Origin of the sequence: Actinokineospora sp. NBRC 105648 (assembly GCF_030269645.1) — a bacterium.
Classification (GTDB): Bacteria; Actinomycetota; Actinomycetes; order Mycobacteriales; family Pseudonocardiaceae; genus Actinokineospora.
The window spans coordinates 371,813-391,198 of record NZ_BSTR01000001.1 but is presented as its reverse complement, the minus strand read 5'-3'; the positions used below and the strand labels follow the sequence as shown (position 1 = coordinate 391,198).

At 71.7% G+C, this 19,386-nt stretch carries 15 protein-coding genes and 1 pseudogene; 11 read left to right on the top strand and 5 right to left on the bottom strand.

The features are described from left to right. Window position 1: 1 nt before the first annotated feature. From QSK30_RS01120 to QSK30_RS01110, 4 genes are all read left to right on the top strand, one after another. Window positions 2-1,525, top strand: a complete 1,524-nt coding sequence (locus QSK30_RS01120; protein WP_285498867.1) for an acyl-CoA carboxylase subunit beta — start codon at window positions 2-4, stop codon at window positions 1,523-1,525. Then, window positions 1,522-1,695: an acyl-CoA carboxylase subunit epsilon gene (locus QSK30_RS36720; RefSeq protein WP_352231534.1), complete on the top strand. Its 174-nt coding sequence runs from the start codon at window positions 1,522-1,524 to the stop codon at window positions 1,693-1,695. Before QSK30_RS01120 ends, QSK30_RS36720 begins: the two co-directional genes overlap by 4 nt. A gap of 183 nt (window positions 1,696-1,878) precedes the next feature. Then, complete coding sequence (locus QSK30_RS01115) at window positions 1,879-2,724, top strand: alpha/beta hydrolase (protein ID WP_285498831.1); 846 nt, start codon at window positions 1,879-1,881, stop codon at window positions 2,722-2,724. Between the two features lie 207 nt (window positions 2,725-2,931). Continuing rightward, window positions 2,932-4,821, top strand: a complete 1,890-nt coding sequence (locus QSK30_RS01110; RefSeq protein ID WP_285498830.1) for a helix-turn-helix domain-containing protein — start codon at window positions 2,932-2,934, stop codon at window positions 4,819-4,821. 13 nt (window positions 4,822-4,834) lie between these two features. Here QSK30_RS01110 and QSK30_RS01105 read toward each other — a convergent pair. Then, window positions 4,835-5,842: pseudogene (locus tag QSK30_RS01105) on the bottom strand (IS481 family transposase). 127 nt (window positions 5,843-5,969) lie between these two features. Next, window positions 5,970-7,139 (bottom strand): IS701 family transposase, encoded by a 1,170-nt coding sequence (locus QSK30_RS01100; RefSeq protein ID WP_285498829.1) that lies wholly within the window; start codon window positions 7,137-7,139, stop codon window positions 5,970-5,972. A gap of 459 nt (window positions 7,140-7,598) precedes the next feature. Here QSK30_RS01100 and QSK30_RS01095 point away from each other — a divergent pair, with 459 nt between their 5' ends. The 5 genes from QSK30_RS01095 (at window position 7,599) to QSK30_RS01075 (ending at window position 13,447) form a co-directional block, all read left to right on the top strand. After that, the gene (locus tag QSK30_RS01095) at window positions 7,599-8,762 is read left to right on the top strand and encodes a 3-deoxy-7-phosphoheptulonate synthase (protein WP_285498828.1); all 1,164 of its coding nucleotides are present in this window, start codon (window positions 7,599-7,601) and stop codon (window positions 8,760-8,762) included. Further along, window positions 8,759-9,556, top strand: coding sequence for a 2,3-dihydro-2,3-dihydroxybenzoate dehydrogenase (locus QSK30_RS01090; RefSeq protein ID WP_285498866.1), 798 nt, complete (start codon window positions 8,759-8,761; stop codon window positions 9,554-9,556). Before QSK30_RS01095 ends, QSK30_RS01090 begins: the two co-directional genes overlap by 4 nt. Before the next feature lie 94 nt (window positions 9,557-9,650). Next, entirely contained in the window at window positions 9,651-10,304 is a 654-nt protein-coding gene (locus tag QSK30_RS01085; protein ID WP_285498827.1) for an isochorismatase family protein, read from the top strand. Next, complete coding sequence (locus QSK30_RS01080) at window positions 10,301-12,181, top strand: anthranilate synthase family protein (RefSeq protein WP_285498826.1); 1,881 nt, start codon at window positions 10,301-10,303, stop codon at window positions 12,179-12,181. Before QSK30_RS01085 ends, QSK30_RS01080 begins: the two co-directional genes overlap by 4 nt. 75 nt (window positions 12,182-12,256) lie before the next feature. Next, the gene (locus QSK30_RS01075) at window positions 12,257-13,447 is read left to right on the top strand and encodes a 3-hydroxybenzoate 6-monooxygenase (RefSeq protein WP_285498825.1); all 1,191 of its coding nucleotides are present in this window, start codon (window positions 12,257-12,259) and stop codon (window positions 13,445-13,447) included. A 71-nt stretch (window positions 13,448-13,518) separates the two neighbouring features. Here QSK30_RS01075 and QSK30_RS01070 read toward each other — a convergent pair whose 3' ends face one another. The 3 genes from QSK30_RS01070 to QSK30_RS01060 are packed head-to-tail and all read right to left on the bottom strand — an operon-like array spanning window position 13,519 to window position 16,960. Further along, the gene (locus tag QSK30_RS01070; protein ID WP_285498824.1) at window positions 13,519-14,895 is read right to left on the bottom strand and encodes an aldehyde dehydrogenase family protein; all 1,377 of its coding nucleotides are present in this window, start codon (window positions 14,893-14,895) and stop codon (window positions 13,519-13,521) included. Next, a complete protein-coding gene (locus tag QSK30_RS01065) occupies window positions 14,895-15,992 on the bottom strand; it encodes a phenazine antibiotic biosynthesis protein (RefSeq protein WP_285498823.1) in 1,098 nt (365 codons plus the stop codon). Before QSK30_RS01065 ends, QSK30_RS01070 begins: the two co-directional genes overlap by 1 nt. Window positions 15,993-16,018: 26 nt before the next feature. After that, window positions 16,019-16,960 carry an oxidoreductase gene (locus QSK30_RS01060; protein ID WP_285498822.1) on the bottom strand — a complete coding sequence of 314 codons (942 nt, stop codon included), beginning with the start codon at window positions 16,958-16,960 and terminating at the stop codon, window positions 16,019-16,021. Between the two features lie 201 nt (window positions 16,961-17,161). Here QSK30_RS01060 and QSK30_RS01055 point away from each other — a divergent pair, with 201 nt between their 5' ends. Beyond that, window positions 17,162-17,653, top strand: coding sequence for a cupin domain-containing protein (locus QSK30_RS01055; RefSeq protein WP_285498821.1), 492 nt, complete (start codon window positions 17,162-17,164; stop codon window positions 17,651-17,653). Between the two features lie 39 nt (window positions 17,654-17,692). Then, a complete protein-coding gene (locus QSK30_RS01050) occupies window positions 17,693-19,357 on the top strand; it encodes an FAD-binding oxidoreductase (protein WP_285498820.1) in 1,665 nt (554 codons plus the stop codon). Window positions 19,358-19,386 lie beyond the last annotated feature (29 nt).

The window sequence follows — 19,386 nt, the reverse complement described above, 5'->3', positions numbered from 1 at the left end:
GCTGCGGCGGCTGAAGGAGCTGGCCTATCACGGGCCCGACCCCGAGGCGACCGCCCGGCAGCACGCGAAGGGCAGGCTGACCGTCCGCGAACGGCTCGACCTCCTGTTGGACAAGGGCAGCTTCACCGAGGTGGAGGCGTTGCGCAGGCACCGGGCCACCGCGTTCGGCCTGGACGCCCACCGCCCCTACACCGACGGTGTCGTCACGGGCTGGGGCACGGTCGACGGCCGCCAGGTGTTCGTGTACGCCCACGACTTCCGCCTGTTCGGCGGAACCCTCGGCGAGGCCCACGCCCAGAAGATCCACAAGATCATGGACCTGGCCGTCGCGGCGGGCTCCCCGCTTGTCTCCCTGAACGACGGCGCGGGCGCCCGCATCCAGGAGGGCGTCATGGCGATGGCGGGCTACGGGGGTGTTTTCCGCCGCAACACCAAGGCCTCCGGTGTCATCCCGCAGATCTCGGTGATCCTGGGTTCCTGCGCGGGCGGCGCAGCCTACTCACCCGGCCTGACCGATTTCGTCTTCGCGGTGCGCGACACCTCGCAGATGTTCATCACCGGCCCGGATGTGATCCGGGCGGTGACGGGCGCGTCGGTCACCAGCGACGAATTGGGCGGCGCCGACCTCCACGCCTGCGTCTCCGGTGTCGCCCAGTTCGTGTACGACGACGAGGAGACGACCCTCGCCGAGGTCCGCGCCCTGCTGTCCCTGCTGCCAGCCAACAACCGCGAGCTGCCGCCGGTGGTCGCCTGCGCGGACCCGGCGGACCGCACCAGCGACGCGCTGCTCGACCTAGTCCCCGCCGACGGGAACCGCGCCTACGACATCCGCCGGGTGATCGAGGAGATCGTCGACGACGGCGACTTCCTTGAGGTCCACGCCCGCTGGGCCACCAACGTGGTGTGCGGCCTGGCCAGGCTCGACGGCCACACCGTCGGCATCGTCGCCAACCAGCCCACCGTCCTGGCGGGCGCCCTGGACATCCACGCCAGTGAGAAGGCCGCCCGCTTCGTCCGCTTCTGCGACGCCTTCAACATCCCCTTGGTCACCCTGGTGGACGTCCCCGGTTTCCTCCCCGGCGTCGACCAGGAACACAACGGCATCATCCGCCACGGCGCCAAACTCCTCTACGCCTACTGCGACGCCACCGTCCCCCGCGTCTCCCTCGTCCTCCGCAAGGCATACGGCGGCGCCTACCTCGTCATGGACTCCCGCCCGGTCGGCACCGATCTGGCCCTCGCCTGGCCCACCAACGAAATAGCCATCATGGGCGCCGAAGGCGCCACCGAGGTCATCCACCGCCGCGAACTGGCCACCTCGACAAACCCCAACGCCCTCCGCCGCACCCGCGCAACCGAATACCGCCGCGAACTCCTCCACCCCTACCACGCCGCCGAACTGGGCCTCATCGACGACGTCATCGATCCCTGCGAAACCCGCCCCACCCTGATCTCCGCCCTGAGAATGCTCCACGCCAAACATGAAGACCTCCCCCACCGCAAACACGGCAACCCCCCGCTATGACACCCCCGACGATCCGGGTCACGAAGGGAAACCCGACCCCGGAGGAACTGGCCGCCCTGCTGACGGTCCTGCTGTCCCCTCCCGCCCCCGCACCCGCACCGACCGGCCGGGCCCTGTGGACCGACACGGGCCGAACATGGGCCAGCGCTCGCAGCTGGCAGACACCCTGACCAGTTCGCCCTGACCCAACCGACCATCAGTGGCCTCGCCGCCACTTGCCCTCGGTCTCCACAAGGGTGGATTGCCCCAGTCCACGGGAAACTTGTGCAATTGCCCACGAACCTCACTCACACCCTTCAGGCCACTGTCCGAGAACCTTCCAGCACCTCAGTCATGGGCGTGAGCTGCGGGCCATGGTGATCGACTCGAACCTCGATCACGGGGTGGACGCGTGGGGCTTCAACGAGGGCACGGCGATCGCCGCCGAGGACTCGTTTCGGGAGTTTGTGAGGTGGTGTGGTGCGAACGCCGGGTGTGCGTTGCACGGTCAGGACGTTGGGACGTTCTGGGACGACCTGATTGCCCGGGCCGACCGCGGTGAGATCTCCGAGCCGGGTGACCCTGGGCGGCCGGTGTCCGCGAGTCAGATCGTTGACTACGCGTTGCTGTCGTTCTACGACCCGAGTTGGACGCAGCTTGCCCAGTGGCTCGTGGACCGGGCGCGAACTGGGCCCGCGACGAGCCGGGTGGCGGGGCTGGGTGCGGAGACCGTCGCCTTCCCGTTCGTCCCGGCGTTCTGCCAGGACTGGCAGATCCGGCCGCGCTCGCTGCGCGAGTACACCGCCCTGCTCAGGCGCGCGGGGGAGCTCGCGCCGCACATGTCGCGAGCCTTCCTCGGGCACCAGGTCGTGCACAGCTGCGTCGGGCTGCCCGACGCCACCAACCCGCAGCGGCAGCCGGACCTCGGTGGGGCGCCGAAGGTCCTGATGCTGAACAACGTGCACGATCCGTCGACCGGTTACGGGTGGGCGAGGTCCCTGCATCGGCGAACCCGGGGCACGACCGTCCTGCTCACCTACGAGGGGTGGGGTCACGGCTCGTACATCCGCACCGACTGCGTGCGCGACGCGGCCGACCGCTACCTGGTCACGCTGCGCGCGCCCGCCGACGGCACCCGGTGCGCGCCCGCCGAATCCCCCGAGCTGCCCATCCCGGCCGCGGTGGCGCGACCGGCGCGCCTTTCCGCTTACTCGCGGTGACGTCCGGTGTCGAATTCGATTCGATTTCGCTCTCCATTCCCGCCGGGTAGCGGAAAGCGGTCGGCATTCGGCCGATAGGCCCCGATTGCGGTTCTGCACCCACGAATAGACGCGCGTTCCCGTGGTATCTTTTCCCCATTTCCCCGTCGACGGTGGCCGTCTGGGACGAGGACGAAGCGCGTGCCATTTCGGGGGAGGACGATCGCGATGCCGACCGAGTTCGTGCGGGGGGACGCCGCCTGGGCGGTGCTCGAGTCGCTGGTCGACGAGGCGCCGCTGGACGTGCTGGACCGGTTGGTTGAGCAGGCGGAGGCCGCGGGCGCGTCCACTGAGGCGTTGGCCGAGCTGACCCGAGGCAGGCAGCTGGCCCGGGACATGCGCGGGCTGCTCGACGAGCGCAGGCGGCACGTGGCCGGGTTGACCGCGCTGGTCGACCTCAGCCGGGAGCTCGCGCTGACCGGCGACCTGGACGCGCTGCTGGCGCTGGTCACCCGCCGGGCCAGGGCGTTGGTCGGCACGGACATCGCGCACATCGACATCCACGACCAGGTGACCGGCACCGGCCTGGCCTACAGCTGCGACGGCCTGACCGTCACCCAGGTCGAGGCGGACTCGCCGCCGGGGTTCGCCGCCGGGGAGCCCGAGGCGGTGTGGACGGCCGACCACACCGCGGGCAGCTGGCTGCCGGTGCGGCCGGCGATCGAGGAAGCCCTTGCCGCCCAGGGCTTGCGCGGCTGGATCGCCATACCACTGCGCGACGGCGGCAGCTTCCGCGGCGAGATCTACCTCGCCGACCGCGGCGTCCGCCACTTCACGCCGGACGAGCTCTCGCTGATCACCTCGCTGGGCGCGCTGGCCGAGATCGCCATCGGCAAGGCGCTGCGGCTGGGTCGCGACCGGGCCGAGGCCGACCGGCTCCGGGAGCGGGCGGCCCGCGCGGCCGACACCGCCGCCGCGCTGGACCTGGTGCGGGAGGCGCAGAGCGAGCTGCTGGACCTGGTGCTCGGCGGCGGCGACCGGACCGCGGTGACCGCCGCCGCGGCCGAGGTCCTCGACGGCACGCTGGTCGTGGTCGACCCGGCGGGCCGGGTCTTGACCGCGACCGGGGAGATCCCCGGCCTCGAGCACCTCGGGGCGTGGTCCGCGCTGCTGGAGGCCCGCGGCGGGGCCGCCCCGCTGGAGCTCACCCAGGACACCTGGATCACCCCGATCGGCCTGCCCGACCGGGGTCTGGGCGCGCTGCTGCTGCACCGCGCCGCCCCGCTGCGGGAGATCGACCGGCGCGCGGTCCTCGCGGTGGCGCAGGGCATCGCGGTCACGCTGCTGATCGAGTGCAGCGCGCACACCGCGGAGGGCCAGGTGCGCGTCCAGTTCCTCGACGACCTGCTGGTCGCCCACCAGCGCCCGTGCGGCCCGCTCGCCGACCGCGCCCGCAGGCTGGGCATGGACCTGACCGCGCCGCACGTGGTCGTGGTCGCCCGGCCGGAGGGCGGCTCGCTGGGCCGGGCGATCGTCTGGGCGGCGGCGTACGCGCACCGGACCGGCGGGCTGGCCAAGGAGTCGGGCGGGCGCATCGTGCTGCTCGTCCCCGGCGCGCACGGGGGCGTCGCGGCGGGCGCGGAGCTGGCGGCGCTGCTGGGCCACCCGGTGACGACCGGCGCGTCGGACCCGATCGTCGACCTGGGCGAGGTCCCCCGCGCGCACAAGGAGGCCCTGCGCTGCCTCGACGCGCTGACGCTGCTGAACGCGACTGGTCAGACCGCGTCGTCGCGCGACCTGGGTTTCCTCGGCATGCTGCTCTCCGACAACCACGACGTCGACGGGTTCATCAACGCCACCCTCGGCGTGCTGGTCGACTACGACCGGATGCACCACACGGAGCTGACCGCGACGGTGGAGGTCTACTTCGAGGCCGGGGCCAGTCCGACCTACGCGGCCGAGGCCCTCTACGTGCACCCGAACACGGTGTCGCGCAGGCTGTCGCGGATCGCCGCCCTGCTCGGCCCCGACTGGCAGACACCGGCCAAGGCCATGGAGATCCAACTGGCCCTTCGACTGCGCCGCACGCGCAAGAGCCTGCTGCGGACGCCCGTCTAGGTGTACTTGGCCATCAGGTTGGTGTCAGCCGACTGGTGGGCGGGTGGCCTCCGAGTGCACCGCGGCGGCGTTGGGTGTTGTAGTGCTCGGTCCAGGGTGCCAGTGCTTGGGTGCGTTCGGTGTTGCCCGGTGTGGTTCTGCCGGTAGGCCCACTCGGTTTGCCGGGTGCGGTTGAGGCGTTCGACTTTGCCGTTCTGCCAGGGGCAGTGAGGTTTGATGAACTTCTGGGTGATGCCGTGCTCGGCGCAGACCTGGCGCAGGGACCATGTGCAGGCCAGGCGTTGTCGGTCATCAGTCGCTCGATGCGGGTGATGCCGTGTCCGGCGGAGTAGGCGATGGCCCTGGTCAGGAATCCGGCGCGGGTGGGGCCCTGCTCGTCGGGGAGGACTTCGGAGTAGGCTGGCCAGGAGTGGTCGTCGACCAGTGAATGCACGTGGTCGAACCCGGTCTTCGTGTTCCGGTTGCGGCTTGTGTGGGCCCGGCCGTGGGCGCGCCAGCCGCCGCCGTCGGGGATGCGGCCGAGTTTCTTCACGTCCATGTGGACCAGTTCCCCGGGGCGGCCGCGCTCATAGCGGACCGCGGTGGTCTTCGACGCCCGGATGACGTGGCCGGTGGTTGGGTCCAACGCCGCCAACCGGGGGACCTGGTGGCGGCGTTGGACCCGGGAGACCGTGCGTGTCGGGACCCTGGTCTCGGCGCTCAACCAGTCCGGGCCGCGGCGTTCACGCCGTCGCGGCTAAACGATCCGGGCCTCGACCTCGGCCGGGGTGCGCCGCGGTGAGGTGTGCGGGCGCGAGGACCTGTCGGAGAGACCGGCCTCACCCTCGGTGGCGTGCCGGTCGAGCCAGGTGCGCACGCATTTGCGGGAGATCCCCATCGCCGCGGCGATGTGCGCCTGCGGCCACCCGGCCCGATGCCGGTCGACGATGAACTGCCTGCCGTGCACGGTCGTGCGGGCACGGAGACCTCGAGGCCGGTGGGTGAGGTCGCAATCACCACCGCACCCGGAGGTCTCCCCCAATTTCAAACACCCACCACCGGCGTGTCACCAACCTCCCGGCCAAGTCCTAGGCGCTGTCCGGCAAGTCCGTGCGTGTGAGCCGCTCGTCGGCCGCAGGTGGGCGTACCGACCTACCGGACGACGCCGGTCACGAGATCGCGCTCAGTGACGTGTTCCCGCCCAGGCCCTGGGAGGTCGAGGCCACCACCGCGTGTGCGGCGGAGGCCAGCGTGACGTGCCGGTGCCAGCCCGCGAACGAGCGACCGCTGAAGTCGCGCATGCCGACGTTCTCGGCGATGTCGAGGGCGTCGCGGTCGACCCGCTCGACCAGTTTGCTCAGCCGCAGCAGGGTGGCGGCCGGGGCGCCGATGTCGGTCAGCCACAGCTGGGCGGGCCAGGACTGGCCGACCTGCCCGGTGCCGACCACGCGCAGGTCGGGCTCCGCGCCGCCCGGCAGGCGCGCGGGCACGGCGGCGGCGAGGTCGGTGCGGGTGGTGTGCACCGGCTCGTGGTCGACCCAGTTGACCAGCCGCCGGGCCGTGCGGGCCGCCGCGACGACCTGGTAGGCGGGCACGGTGGCCCGGTCGCGGCCGGGGAACCCGCGCTCGGCGGTGCTCAGCCGCAGGTTGGAGCCGATCCGGATCAGCCACGGCAGACCGGCCGCGCGCAGCGTGCGGACCACCGCGGGCACGTCCAGGCAGCGCGCGTCGAAGACGACGGGGCGGGCCGGAACCCCTTGTCGGGAAACGACTTCCAGGTAGGCGGCGAGCAGGCAGTCGGTCATCGTCTCCTGGGCGGTGCCCGCCGGGATCGACGCGCGGCGGCGCTTGCGCTTGTCGTCCAACCACGCGTGCGGCAGGTGCAACCGCCAGTTGACCGGGCTGCTGGTGTCCTCCGAGGCCGCCCACACCCCGATCGCGTGCTGGGCGTTGAGGGCCTGGCCCATCGACGGGAAGAACCGCTTGCCGACGCCGACCGAGTCGTTGCCCGCCTTCGGGATCACCAGCGGGCGCAGCACCCACGCCCGCGGCGGGGCGGCGGCCAGCAGGTAGTCGGTGAGCGCGGCCCGGACCGGCTCCCAGTCCCAGGTCGAGTCGCTGATGAAGTGGTGCATGCTCTGCTCGGTAGCGGGCGCGTCGACCGCTGCCGCGACGTTGCGCATCGATTTGCGCCCAGTCGCCAACAGCAGACCGCGCAGGTAGGACATCCCACTGCGGCGTTGGTCGCTGCGGGTCAACGAGGCGAACAGGCTCACGCATAACTCGTCGAGCACGTCATCGTGGAAACCGGGCCCGCCGTGCGGGGACCGCGGCGCCATTGGGATAGGTGTCCCGGCGAGAGGTGTCACTGGGACAGGTGCCAATGGGAGAACAGTGCGCACTTTCCACTCCTCGGTCGGTTCGGTGGCGCATGTCCTCGCCCTCTTCCGACTCTGCCACCCGAGGACCCCGCTCACCAGGTGGCGGGGGCACCGACCTGGTGGGCGGAAATGTCAGCGGACCCCCGGTCGATCCGCCGACCTGCGTGTACCGGTCACGTCACGACACAATGGACACTTCTGTTCTGTGAAATGCCACACGGCTTTTTCGGAATCAGCGCACAGGCTACACCCCGCGGGCCAACCGGGCCAGCTGAATGAAATGCCGGAACCTGATGTATTCCAGGCGACCCGATGTAGCCGGGTGTGCTGTCTTCTCGGCAGTGCGCGCCCTTTCACATACTTGGCGAAGATCCGAGCACATTCACGCACAGCCAAGACAACATTATGGGGAATCCGATGGACAACGCGCGGCTCGACACGATCGCCCGGCAACAGCCCGCTTGGCCAGACCCGGCGCACACCGCTCGGGTCCGGCGGGACCTCGCTGCCCGGCCCGCGCTGGTCAGCGCCGAGGACGTCGGCGTGCTGCGCACCCTGCTGACCCGGGTCGCCGCGGGCGAGGCGCACGTGATTCAGGCGGGGGACTGCGCCGAGGACCCGGCCGAGTGCACCGCGGGCTACATCGCCCGCAAGTCCGCCCTGCTCGACCTGCTCGCCGGGACGATGAAGCTCAACACGCACAAGCCGGTGCTGCGGGTGGGCCGGTTCGCGGGCCAGTTCGCCAAGCCCCGATCCAGCCCGACCGAGGTGGTCGGCGGCGTGGAGATGCCGGTCTACCGCGGGCACATGGTCAACAGCCCCGAGCCCGACGTCGAGTGCAGGCGGCCGGACCCGACCAGGCTGGTCACCGGCTACCTCGCCGCGCGCGAGGCGATGGCCAACCTCGGCTGGCCCGCGCACGGCGGCGGACCCGCGATCGAGCCGCCGGTCTGGACCAGCCACGAGGCGCTGCTGCTGGACTACGAGCTCCCGATGGTGCGCCGGGACGGGACCGGCCGGTCGCTGCTGTCCTCCACGCACTGGCCGTGGGTGGGCGAGCGGACCCGGGGCCTCGACAGCGCGCACGTCGAACTGCTGGCCGGGGTGCTCAACCCGGTCGGGTGCAAGGTCGGCCCCGCGACCGCGGCGGCGGACCTGCTGGCGGTGTGCGACCGGCTCGACCCGGACCGCGAGCCGGGCAGGCTGACCCTGATCGCCCGGATGGGCGCCGACGCCGTCGGCGACCGCCTGCCCGGGCTGGTGCGGGCGGTGCGCGCCGCGGGCCACCCGGCGATCTGGCTCTGCGACCCCATGCACGGCAACACGGTGCAGACCCCGTCCGGTCTCAAGACGCGCTACCTCGAGACGATCGTGCGGGAGGTGCGCGGCGCGCAGGAGGCCATCGCCGAGGCGGGCGGGGTCGCGGGCGGACTGCACCTGGAGACCACCCCGGACGAGGTCACCGAGTGCGCCGGGGACCGCAGCGGGGCCGACCGGGTCGGCGAGAAGTACACGAGCTTCTGCGACCCCCGGCTCAACCCCGGCCAGGCCGTCGCCGTGGTCTCGGCGTGGACGGGATGACCGGGGTGACCGCCGGGACTGACAAGTCCGACGGGATCGCCCTGGTCACCGGAGCGGCGGGCGGGATCGGCGCGGCAGTGGTGCGCGCGCTGTGCGAGCGCGGGGCGTTCGTGGCCGCGGTCGACCGCGACGCCGAGGGCCTGGCCGAGATGGCCGACAAGGCGCGGGCGGACGGGGCGCGGGTCGCCGCGTTCGCCGCGGACATCACCGACCGCGCCGCCGTCGAGGCGCTGGTGGACGAGGTGGAGCGCGAGATCGGCCCGATCGACCACCTGGTCAACGCGGCGGGCGTGCTGCGCCTCGGCGCGGCGCGGTCGTTGACCGACCAGGACTGGGCGGACACCTTCGCGGTCAACACCACTGGTGTGTTCACCATGTCCTCGACCGTCGTCGACCGGATGGTCGCTCGTCGCGCGGGCGCCATCGTCACGATCACCTCCAACGCCGCGGGCACCGCGCGGGTCGGCATGGCCGCCTACGCGGCGTCGAAGGCCGCGGCGTCGATGTACACCAAGTGCCTCGGTCTGGAGGTCGCCCAGTTCGGTGTGCGCTGCAACCTGGTCGCCCCCGGCTCGACCGAGACCGCGATGCTCACCTCGATGTGGCGGGACGAGTCCGGGCGCGCGGCCACCGTCGACGGCGACCCGACGGCCTTCAAGGTCGGGATCCCGCTCGGTCGGGTCGCCGATCCGGCCGACATCGCCGACGCCGTGGCGTTCCTGCTCTCCCCGCGGGCCCGGCACATCACCATGCACGACCTGACCGTCGACGGCGGCGCGACCCTCGGGGTCTGACGCCGACCAGCCGCGCACGAAGACCACAACCCACGAAGACCAGCCGCGCACGAGAAACGGCAGTCCACGAGAACGGTTGCCCACAGGAGGAACCATGGCGGGGATACCGTCGATCGAGCCCTACCCGATGCCGCGCCCGGAGTCGCTGCCGGAGAACACCGCGGCCTGGACCGCGGACCCCGAGCGCACCGTGCTGCTCGTGCACGACATGCAGCGGTTCTTCCTGCGCCCCTTCGACGTCATGCCCGAGTTCCGCGACGAACTGGTAGGCAACGTGGCTCTGCTGCTCGCCCACGCCCGCGCGCTGGACGTCCCGGTGGCCTACACCGCCCAGCCCGGGGACATGACCGCGGCGCAGCGGGGACTGCTGGCGGACTTCTGGGGGCCGGGGATGCGGGTGTCGCCGCAGGACCGGGAGATCGTCGCGCCGCTGGCCCCGCGACCGCGGGACTGGCTGCTGACCAAGTGGCGCTACAGCGCGTTCTTCCAGTCCGACCTGCTCGCGCGGATGCGCGCGTCCGGTCGTGACCAGCTGGTCCTGTGCGGGGTCTACGCCCACGTCGGCGTGCAGGCCACCGCGGTGGACGCGTTCACCAACGACGTGCGCGTCTTCCTCGTCTCCGACGCGGTCGGCGACTTCTCCGAGCGCGACCACCGGCAGACGTTGGAGTACTCCGCGCTGAACTGCGCCGTGGTGACCACCACCGCCGCCGTGACCGCGCCCGCACCGGAAGGAGCTCGGCGATGACCGGCAACGGAACCCGGCTGCTCGACCTCGTGCTCGGGGCGTCGCCGCCGCCGTTCGCGCTGCTGCACCGCCCGGAGGCGACCGGCGCGGACACGATGGAGGTGCTGGTCGGCGCGGTGTCCACTCCGGACACCCTGGCGGCGGTCGAGCTGCGCGCGGACGACGCGCCGGGCCACGACGTGCTGCTGATGGTGCCCTACCGGCAGATCGTCGAACGCGGGTTCGCCGTGGTCGACGACGGCGAGCCGCTGATCGCGCTCACCGTCGCCGATCAGGCGACCCTACCCGTCGCGGCCGCCCTCGACAGGCTGCCCGATGTCCCGGTCCTGTTGACCGACAAACACTTCGACATCGGTGACGACGCCTACGCCGACCTGGTCCGCAAGGTCATCACCGAGGAGATCGGCACCGGCGAGGGGTCGAACTTCGTGATCCGGCGCTCGTTCGTCGCCGAGGTGGCCGACTACTCGCTCGCGAGCGCGCTGTCGTTCTTCCGCAGGCTGGTGCAGCGGGAGTCAGGCGCGTACTGGACCTTCATCGTGCACACCGGCGACCGCACCTTCGTCGGCGCCAGCCCGGAGCGCCACATCAGCCTCGCGGGCGGCACCGCGGTGATGAACCCGATGAGCGGGACCTACCGCTACCCGGCCTCGGGGCCGTCACTGCCCGGGGTGCTGCGGTTCCTGGCCGACCGCAAGGAGTCCGACGAGCTGTACATGGTCGTCGACGAGGAACTGAAGATGATGGCGGGGCTCTGCGGCGCGGGCGGGCGGGTGGTGGGGCCGCGGCTCAAGGAGATGGGTCGGCTAGCGCACACCGAGTACCTCATCGAGGGCGAGACCGGGATGGACCCACGGGACATCCTGCGGGCCACCATGTTCGCCCCGACGGTGACCGGGAGCCCGCTGGAGAACGCCTTCCGGGTCATCGCGCGCACCGAGCCGCTGGGCCGCGGCTACTACAGCGGGGTCGTCGCGCTGCTCGGGCGAGACCGGACCGGAACGGCCACAGTGGACTCCGCGATCCTGATCCGCACCGCGGACATCGACCGGGGCGGTCGGGTGCGGATCGGCACCGGCGCCACCCTGGTGCGCCACTCCGTCCCCGCGGACGAGGTCGCCGAGACGAAGGCCAAGGTGGCCGGGCTGCTGGCGGCGCTGGAGTCCGACGGGGCGCCCGGCTTCGGCGGGCACCCCAGCGTCCGCGCGGCCCTGGAACTGCGCAACACCTCGATCGCGGGGTTCTGGCTCGCCGAGACCGGCGAGCGGGACGCGCGGGTGCCGGAACTGGCGGGCGTGCGGGTGCTGGTGGTGGACTCCGAGGACACCTTCACCGCCATGCTGGCGCACATCCTGCGGTCGCTGGGCACGGTGGTCACCGTGCGCCGGTTCGACGAGGACTACACCTTCGACGGCCACGACCTCGTCGTCCTGGGCCCGGGACCGGGCGACCCGCGGGCGGACGAGCACCCCAAGATCGCGCACCTGGCCGCCGCCGTGGACACCCTGCTCGCCGAGCGCAGGCCGTTCGTGGCGGTGTGCCTGAGCCACCAGGTGCTCGCCCGGCGGCTCGGCCTCCCGCTGACCCGCCTGGCGACACCGAACCAGGGGGTGCAACGGGAGATCTCGCTGTTCGGCACCGGTGAGCACGTCGGCTTCTACAACACCTTCGCCGCGAGCAGCGCGCACGAGAAGGCCGAGTGCCTCGGCGTCGGCGTGGTCGAGGTGTGCCGCGAGGGCCCCATCGGTGTCCCCGGCGAGGTGCACGCGTTGCGCGGCCCGCACTTCACCTCGATGCAGTTCCACGCCGAGTCCCTGCTCACCAGGGAGGGCGAGCGCATCATCGGCGACCGGCTGCGCGAGGCACTCGGCAGATGAGCCCGCTCGCGCTGGGGCCACCGAACTGGGGCCACCGAACGACGTCAGGGAGGACGACATGGCAAGGAGGACGACATGGCAAGGATTCTCATCGCGGGCGGCGGCATCGGCGGCCTGGCCACGGCGCTGAGCACCGCGGCGCGCGGCCACCAGGTGACCGTCCTAGAGCGCCGCGCGGAGTTCACCGAACTCGGCGCGGGCATCCAGTTGGCGCCCAACGCCTTCCACGCGCTCGACACCCTCGGCGTGGGCCAAGCCGTGCGCGACCGCGCGGTGTTCGTCGACGCGCTGCGCGTCATGGACGGGACCACCGACCGCACGCTCACCACGATGCGGCTCACCGAGGACTACCGGTCGCAGTTCGGCAACCCGTACGCGGTCGTGCACCGGTCCGACCTGTACCAGCCACTCCTGGACGCCTGCCGCGACAAGCCCTCGGTGGAGTTGCGAGTGGACAGTCCGGTCATGCGGTACGACCAGGACGAGCACGGGGTGACCGCGGTCCTCGGCTCCGGCGAACGGGTCGACGGTGACGTCCTCGTCGCCGCGGACGGGATCCGGTCGACCGTGCGCGGGCAGCTCGTCGGCGACGGCGAGCCCAGGGTGTCCGGGCACACGATCTACCGGTCGGTCATCCCGATGGACCGGGTGCCGCCCGCGCTGCGGTCGAACACCGTAACGCTGTGGGCGGGCCCGAAGTGGCACTTCGTGCACTACCCCATCGGTGGCGGCAGGCAGCTGAACCTGGCGGCCACCCGCGACGACGGCGCCACCGAGGCTCTGGTCGGCGTCCCGGCGCGGCGGGACCACGTGCTGGGCCAGTTCATCCACTTGGGACACCGGGCGCGCAGGCTGCTCGAGCTGGGCGAGCAGTGGCGCAGCTGGGTGCTCTGCGACCGCGACCCGGTCCGCGAGTGGGTGGACGGGCGGGTCGTGCTGCTCGGCGACGCCGCGCACCCCATGCTGCAGTACGCGGCCCAGGGCGCGTGCATGGCACTGGAGGACGCGGTGCTGCTCGGCACCCTCCTCGACCACGACGCAGACCTACCACCGCGACTGGCGCGCTTCCGCGACGAGCGGCGAGACCGCACGGCCAAGGCACAGCGGGTGTCCAGGGCCATCGGCAACAGCGTCTACCACCCACGAGGCGAAGCAGCCGCGGCGCGCAACGCGCTGCTGACCGGAATGTCGCAAGTGGACCTGCGCGATGAGGTCGCCTGGCTGCACGGCGCCCGCCGGTTCGACGCCGCGGTGCCGCTCCCGTGATCGACTGACACTGGACGGGAAGCGGGGCAGGAGCCGGAATCCGGCGCCTGCCCCGCTTCGCTCGGTGGGGATCACCCGCGGATGACCGTCTTGCCGCGCATCAGGAACTCCCCCAGGTACCCGTCGTGCGGGACGCCGGGTTCGAGCCAGTGGGTGGGGTGATCTCCCAGGTAGACGTTGCTGATCGACGGTTCGACGAGCAAGCGGTCGACCAAGCTCTCGTCGTCGGTGAGGACCGTCAGCACCAACGTCTCGCGCAACGGGGCCAGACCGTCGGCCGGCGACCACGGCGCCACCCAGACGCACGGGAAGGGCAGTTCGACGCCGCGGCCGCCCCTCGGGGCCGCGTCGAGCTGGTACACCGAGGGCCGCAGCACCGCGCTGCCGTCGCCGAGCTCGTCGACGATCCCGGCACCACCGAGCCACGCCTTGCCCTCGCCCGCTTGCGCGCGCAGGTACCGCTCGAGGGCTTCGGCCGCCTCCGCCGTGGTGACCGGCAGGACTGCCCGGTCGTCCTGCGGCGGCAGGCTGGGCAGTGCCGCCAGCCGTTCGGCGATGGCCGCGGCCAGTGGCCCGGGGTCGCCCTGTACCAGCACAGTCGTGGTGTTGAGGCAGGCCACCCCGGCGTGCGCGGCGACCGAGTCGACGATCAGGTCGAGGTGGTCGCGCCAGTCCGCCGACGCGGTGACCAGGATCTTCGACCGGCCCGGTCCCTGGGTGCGCACGGTGGTGTCACCCGCGTACTTGGCGACGACCTCGTCGCCGCCGTAGACCAGGCCGAGGTCGGCTCCGGCCAGGATCACGTCGGCCCCGCCGTGGTCGGTCGGCAGCAGGACCACCCGGTCGTCGCCGAACCCGGCCGCGCGCAGGGCGCTGACCAGTCGGTACGGAGTGAACGGCTCCCGGCGCGATGGGCGCACCGCCACCCGGTAGCCCAGGGCCAGGGCTTCCAGCCACAGCGCGTGCGGAGCGGGGTGGTTGCCCGCAGCGTGCACCGCGAAGACCTCGCCGCGGCGGGTCCAGACCCCGCGTCCCGCCAGGGTGGCCGTATCGCGCCAGTCGGCGGCGGCACCGACGGGCCGGGCGCCGTACGCGCTCGACTCCGCCTTGACCGCGGCGTTGGCGATCTCCGCCCCAGCCCGGCGCACGACCGACACGGGCACTCCGGAGACCCTGCTCACCGCGCCCGCGTAGTCCTCAAAGGACATTCCAGACACATTGTCGTGCAGGAAGACCCGCGAAGCCTCGGTCAATGCAGCCACCCGAGCGGGCAGCGGCATCGCCGGCGCGGAACGCAGCGCGGCCAGCGCCCGGTCGACGAACAACCGGGGCGCCATGCTCAGCTCCGCGAACGGCGCCCCGGTCACGTCGGGGACGACCCGCCGGTTGTAGGCCCGGTAGGGACCGGACGGCCCCAACGCGGGCAGGTCGATCAGCTCGCCGTGCATCAGTACACCCCTTCGATGACCACTTCGTCCTCGAAGACCTTCACCGGGGAGATGTCCGCGACCGAGTCGCCCACCTGCCCCGGTAGCGGCCGGATGCGCGTGCCGTAGTCGCGTTCGAGGTTGTTCGGCAGGAACATGCTCTTGCTGACGTGGTGCATGACCAGCCTGCCGCGCTCGCCGTACTCGACCGTCCTCTTGGTATCTGCGTCGACTACCCCGAAGGACATGTAGGGCGAGAACGGGTCGTAGACGCACGGCTCGCCGTCGGCCAGCCCCGGCCGCTCGCAGGTGTGCCCGAGCAGCATCGTGTTGCCGAAGCCGCTCACCATGACCGTGTCCGGGAAGACCTCGGTGCGGTAGAGGTGCCGGGTGTCGGCGTCCATCTGGGTGCCGACCCACATGATCGCCTTGACCTTCTTGCGCACCAGCGCGACCAGGTCCTCGCGGCGGGCCAGCCGTTCGAGCACCGGCGGGGTCAGCAGCAGCGCGCCGATGTCCTGGGACTCCAGCGGGTGCGCGAGCTGGTCGACCAGGTGGTCGGTGTAGGCGCCGGCCTCCGCGGAGCGGCCCTCGGCGATGAGTCGCTTGACCCAACGGGGATCCACGTCGACGGTGAACGGCAGCCCACCGCGGCGGATGGTCTGGCGGGTGAACGTCTCGCCCACCATGTGCGGCCCGGAAGGCACCACCTGCAACCAGTTCAGCCCGGTGGGCACCCCGTGCCGGTCGAGCTGCGCGCTGCTCCAGTCGAGCATCCGGTCGGTCCAGTCGTTGAGCAGCGCGACGCGCTTGGGGGCGCCGGTGGTGCCGCCGCTGTCGTAGATCCCGACGATGCCCGGCGACGCGCCGTAGCCGCGGGGCACGAGGTCGCGCGCGGGGACCTCGCGCAGCGCGTTGGCCAGGTTCGGGAACCGGGTGAGGTCGTCGAAGGAGGTGATGTCCTCGACCGGGTCGAAGTCGAGCTCACGGGCCCTGTCCAACCAGAACGGCGAACCGGTGGCGGGCGAGAAGTGCCAGCGCAGCGCGGCCCGCAGGAACTCTGTCGGGTCGGGGTGGACGTCGAAGGGCAGGTCCAGGACGGGGTCGTTGTGGGCCAAGGGAACTCCTCGGGTGCGGGCGGTGCTCAGCCGCGGGCGGGGGCGGTGGCCAGGTCGTGCTGGTCGGCCGCGGTGAGCCGGATGGCCGCCGCGGCGATGTTCTGCTCCAGGTGCGCGATCGAGGAGGTGCCCGGGATGCACGCGATGGCGGGCGAACGGGCCAGCAGCCAGGCCAGCGCGACCTGGTGGGCGGTGGCGCCGTGGCGGCGCGCGATGTCGTCCACCGCGTCGTCGCGCAGCGGGGAGCTCTGCGGGACCTTGGTGTCCGCGCCCGTCGCGCTGTCGTGCTGCAGGGTGAACGAGCCCAGCGGGAAGAACGGCATGAACGCGATGCCCTCCCGCGCACAGGTGTCGACCAGTGCGTCGTCCCGCCTGCGCAGCACGTTGTACTCGTTCTGCACGCACGCGATCGGGGTGATCGACCGGGCCTGCTCGACCTGCTCGACGCTGACGTTGCTGAGCCCGATGTGCCGCAGGAGGCCCTGCTCGCGCAGCTCGGCCAACGCCTGCACCTGGGTGGCGATGGAGTCCGACGGGGAGAGCCCGCCGCCCTCGGCCACGATCCGCAGGTTGACCACGTCGAGCCGGTCGAGCCTGAGCCTGCCCAGGTTGTCGTGCACCGCCCGGCGCAGCTCGTCCGGCGAGAGCGCGGCGGGCCAGCCCTGGTCGGGGGTGCGCCGCGCGCCGACCTTGGTGACGATCACCAGGTCCTCGGGGTAGGGGTGCAGCGCCTCGGCGATCAGCTCGTTGACCACGTGCGGGCCGTAGTAGTCGCTGGTGTCGATGTGGTTCACGCCGAGCTCGACGGCCCGGCGCAGCAGCGCGATCGCGGCGCCCGGGTCGGCGGGCGGTCCCCACACCCCGGGGCCCGCGAGCTGCATGGCGCCGTACCCCATCCGGCGGACCCGGAGGTCGCCGCCGATGGTCAGCTCGCCCGCGGCGGCCGCGGGCAGTTCGGTGGTGGTCATGTGGCGCCTTCCCGGCAAGTCGTGGTTTCTCGGCTATTTCCGAGCCAAGCCGGTCGGGAACGCCGTCGCAACGCGGCGAGCGCGAATCCGTCACGTGTGGCGGTGGACTCGACATATTCCACTCGCCCCGCTGTCGACCGGACCGAAAACCGTGTTACCCATCAGGTGACCGAGCAGTATCGGCGATTCGGAGGTGACGAGATGAGTTTCCTGGGACAGAACGACAACCGGGTGGTGCACGTGCCGCCGGGCGAGGGGCCGAGCCGGTGGGCCTTCGGCGACAAGTACACGATCAAAGCGGGCGAGCACAACGCGGGCAAGGCCTTCTACCTCATGGAGGCCGTCGTGCCAGCGGGCGGCGGACCGCCGCCGCACATCCACCACTGGGAGGAAGAGGCCTTCTACGTGCTGGAGGGCGAGGTCGAGGTGCGCGACGGCGGCGGACCGACGACGGTGGCCGCGGGCGGGTTCATCTTCGTCCCGCGCGGGACCACGCACAGTTTCACCAATGTGGCGGTCGAGCCGTGCAAAATGCTCATCCTGGTCACCCCCGGCGGCAAGGACAGATTCTTCGGGCAGGCGGGGGTATCCGCCGCCGACGGGGCTCCGCAACCGCCGGAGAGCCAGCGGATCGCCGATGTCGAGCTGGGTTTGCGCATCGGACCGGAGTTCGGTGACGAATACCTCATCTGACCCATTTGCCACTTCGAAGAGAAGGGTTCACACCCGACGATGAACGACGTGAACACCAATTTATCCAGGCGGCGGCTGCTGGTCGCGACCGGCGCGGTGGGGGTCACCGCGGCGGTCGCCGCGGCACCCAGGCACGCGGCGGCGCAGACCACGCCCGCGGTGCGGGGGCCGGTGACTGTCGGGCCGTCCGACCCGAGGTACGCCGATCTCGTGGCCGGCCTCGAGCGGCGCTGGGTGGCGACCCCGGACTCGGTGCGGGTCGTGTTCACCCCCGCCCAGGCCGCCGCCGTGGTCCAGGAGGCGGTCACCACCGGGAAGCGGCTGACCGTGCGCGGCGGCGGGCACTGCTACGAGGACTTCGTGTTCAACGCCGAGGTCGACATCGTGCTGGACCTGTCGGAGATGACCTCGGTCGAGCACGACCCGGCGCACAACGCCATCGCCGTCCAAGCGGGGGCGACCCTGCTCGACGTCTACGACCTGCTCTACAAGGCTTGGGGGATAACGCTTCCCGCTGGCCAGTGCTACTCGGTCGGCGTCGGTGGGCACGTACCCGGTGGCGGCTGGGGGCTGCTCTGCCGCCGGGAGGGCCTGGTGGTCGACCACCTCTACGCCGTGGAGGTGGTGGTCGTCGACGCGAACGGCCGGGCCCGCACAGTGCTGGCCACCCGCGAGCGCGACGACCCGAACCGCGACCTGTGGTGGGCGCACACCGGCGGCGGTGGCGGCACCTTCGGCGTGGTCACCCGGTACCTGTTCCGCTCGCCCGGCGTCACCTCCACCGACCCGGCCACCCTGCTCCCCCGCCCGCCCGCCGAGGTCGTGCTCAGCGCGATCGCCTGGTCGTGGGACACCCTCACCGAGGCGGCGTTCAGCACCCTGGTCCGCAACTTCGGCGACTGGCACGCGGCCAACTCCGCGCCCGGCGGCGCCTACGGCGGCCTCTGCGCGTTCCTCAACCTCAACCACCGGGCCACGGGCGAGATCAGCCTGTTCACCAAGATGGACGGCGACCGCCCCGACAGCGACCAACTGCTGGCCCGGTTCACCGCCGCGATCACCAACGGCGTCACCGCCCCGCACACCGCGGTGACCCAGCCCTCCGCCGAGCACGGACCGATGGCGGAACTGGCCACCCCCAAGCGGTGGAGCTGGCTCACCGCCACCCGCTACCTGGGCACCATCCACCCGCGGTTGCTGGACCCCACCTTGCGTGGAGACCACAAATCCGCTTACCACCACAAGGGTTTCACCGCCGCGCAGATCGCGATCATCTTCGATCGGCTCTCCCGCAATGGTTTCGCCAACCCGCTCGCCCAGGTCACACTCAGTTCCTATGGTGGACAGGTGAACGCCGTCGGCCGGACCGACACCGCCCTGGTGCACCGCGACAGCGCGTTCAAGGTCCTCTTCCAGACGAGCTGGACCGAGGCCGCCGACGACACCGCGAACGTGGCTTGGCTGCGCGAGCTGTACGAGCAGGTCTACGTCCGCACCGGCAAGGTCCCGGTGGCGAACGAGCAGACCTCGGGGTGCTTCGTGAACTACTGCGACACCGACATCAGCGAGCAGGCGCACAACACCTCCGGCGTGCCGTGGCACACGCTCTACTGGGGCGAGAACTACCCGCGCCTGCAGCAGACCAAGGCCCGCTGGGACCCCGCGGACTTCTTCCGGCACCGCCAGTCCGTCCGGCTGCCCTGACCGTGGAACCGGTGACGTCCCTGGGGACG

What these genes read in the sequence shown, in the direction of transcription:
- QSK30_RS36720 (WP_352231534.1), top strand. Translation starts at nt 1,522, where the DNA reads ATGACACCCCCGACGATCCGGGTCACGAAGGGAAACCCGACCCCGGAG.
- QSK30_RS01115 (WP_285498831.1), top strand. Translation starts at nt 1,879, where the DNA reads ATGGTGATCGACTCGAACCTCGATCACGGGGTGGACGCGTGGGGCTTC.
- QSK30_RS01110 (WP_285498830.1), top strand. Translation starts at nt 2,932, where the DNA reads ATGCCGACCGAGTTCGTGCGGGGGGACGCCGCCTGGGCGGTGCTCGAG.
- QSK30_RS01100 (WP_285498829.1), bottom strand. Translation starts at nt 7,139, where the DNA reads ATGGCGCCGCGGTCCCCGCACGGCGGGCCCGGTTTCCACGATGACGTG.
- QSK30_RS01095 (WP_285498828.1), top strand. Translation starts at nt 7,599, where the DNA reads ATGGACAACGCGCGGCTCGACACGATCGCCCGGCAACAGCCCGCTTGG.
- QSK30_RS01090 (WP_285498866.1), top strand. Translation starts at nt 8,759, where the DNA reads ATGACCGGGGTGACCGCCGGGACTGACAAGTCCGACGGGATCGCCCTG.
- QSK30_RS01085 (WP_285498827.1), top strand. Translation starts at nt 9,651, where the DNA reads ATGGCGGGGATACCGTCGATCGAGCCCTACCCGATGCCGCGCCCGGAG.
- QSK30_RS01080 (WP_285498826.1), top strand. Translation starts at nt 10,301, where the DNA reads ATGACCGGCAACGGAACCCGGCTGCTCGACCTCGTGCTCGGGGCGTCG.
- QSK30_RS01075 (WP_285498825.1), top strand. Translation starts at nt 12,257, where the DNA reads ATGGCAAGGATTCTCATCGCGGGCGGCGGCATCGGCGGCCTGGCCACG.
- QSK30_RS01070 (WP_285498824.1), bottom strand. Translation starts at nt 14,895, where the DNA reads ATGCACGGCGAGCTGATCGACCTGCCCGCGTTGGGGCCGTCCGGTCCC.
- QSK30_RS01060 (WP_285498822.1), bottom strand. Translation starts at nt 16,960, where the DNA reads ATGACCACCACCGAACTGCCCGCGGCCGCCGCGGGCGAGCTGACCATC.
- QSK30_RS01055 (WP_285498821.1), top strand. Translation starts at nt 17,162, where the DNA reads ATGAGTTTCCTGGGACAGAACGACAACCGGGTGGTGCACGTGCCGCCG.
- QSK30_RS01050 (WP_285498820.1), top strand. Translation starts at nt 17,693, where the DNA reads ATGAACGACGTGAACACCAATTTATCCAGGCGGCGGCTGCTGGTCGCG.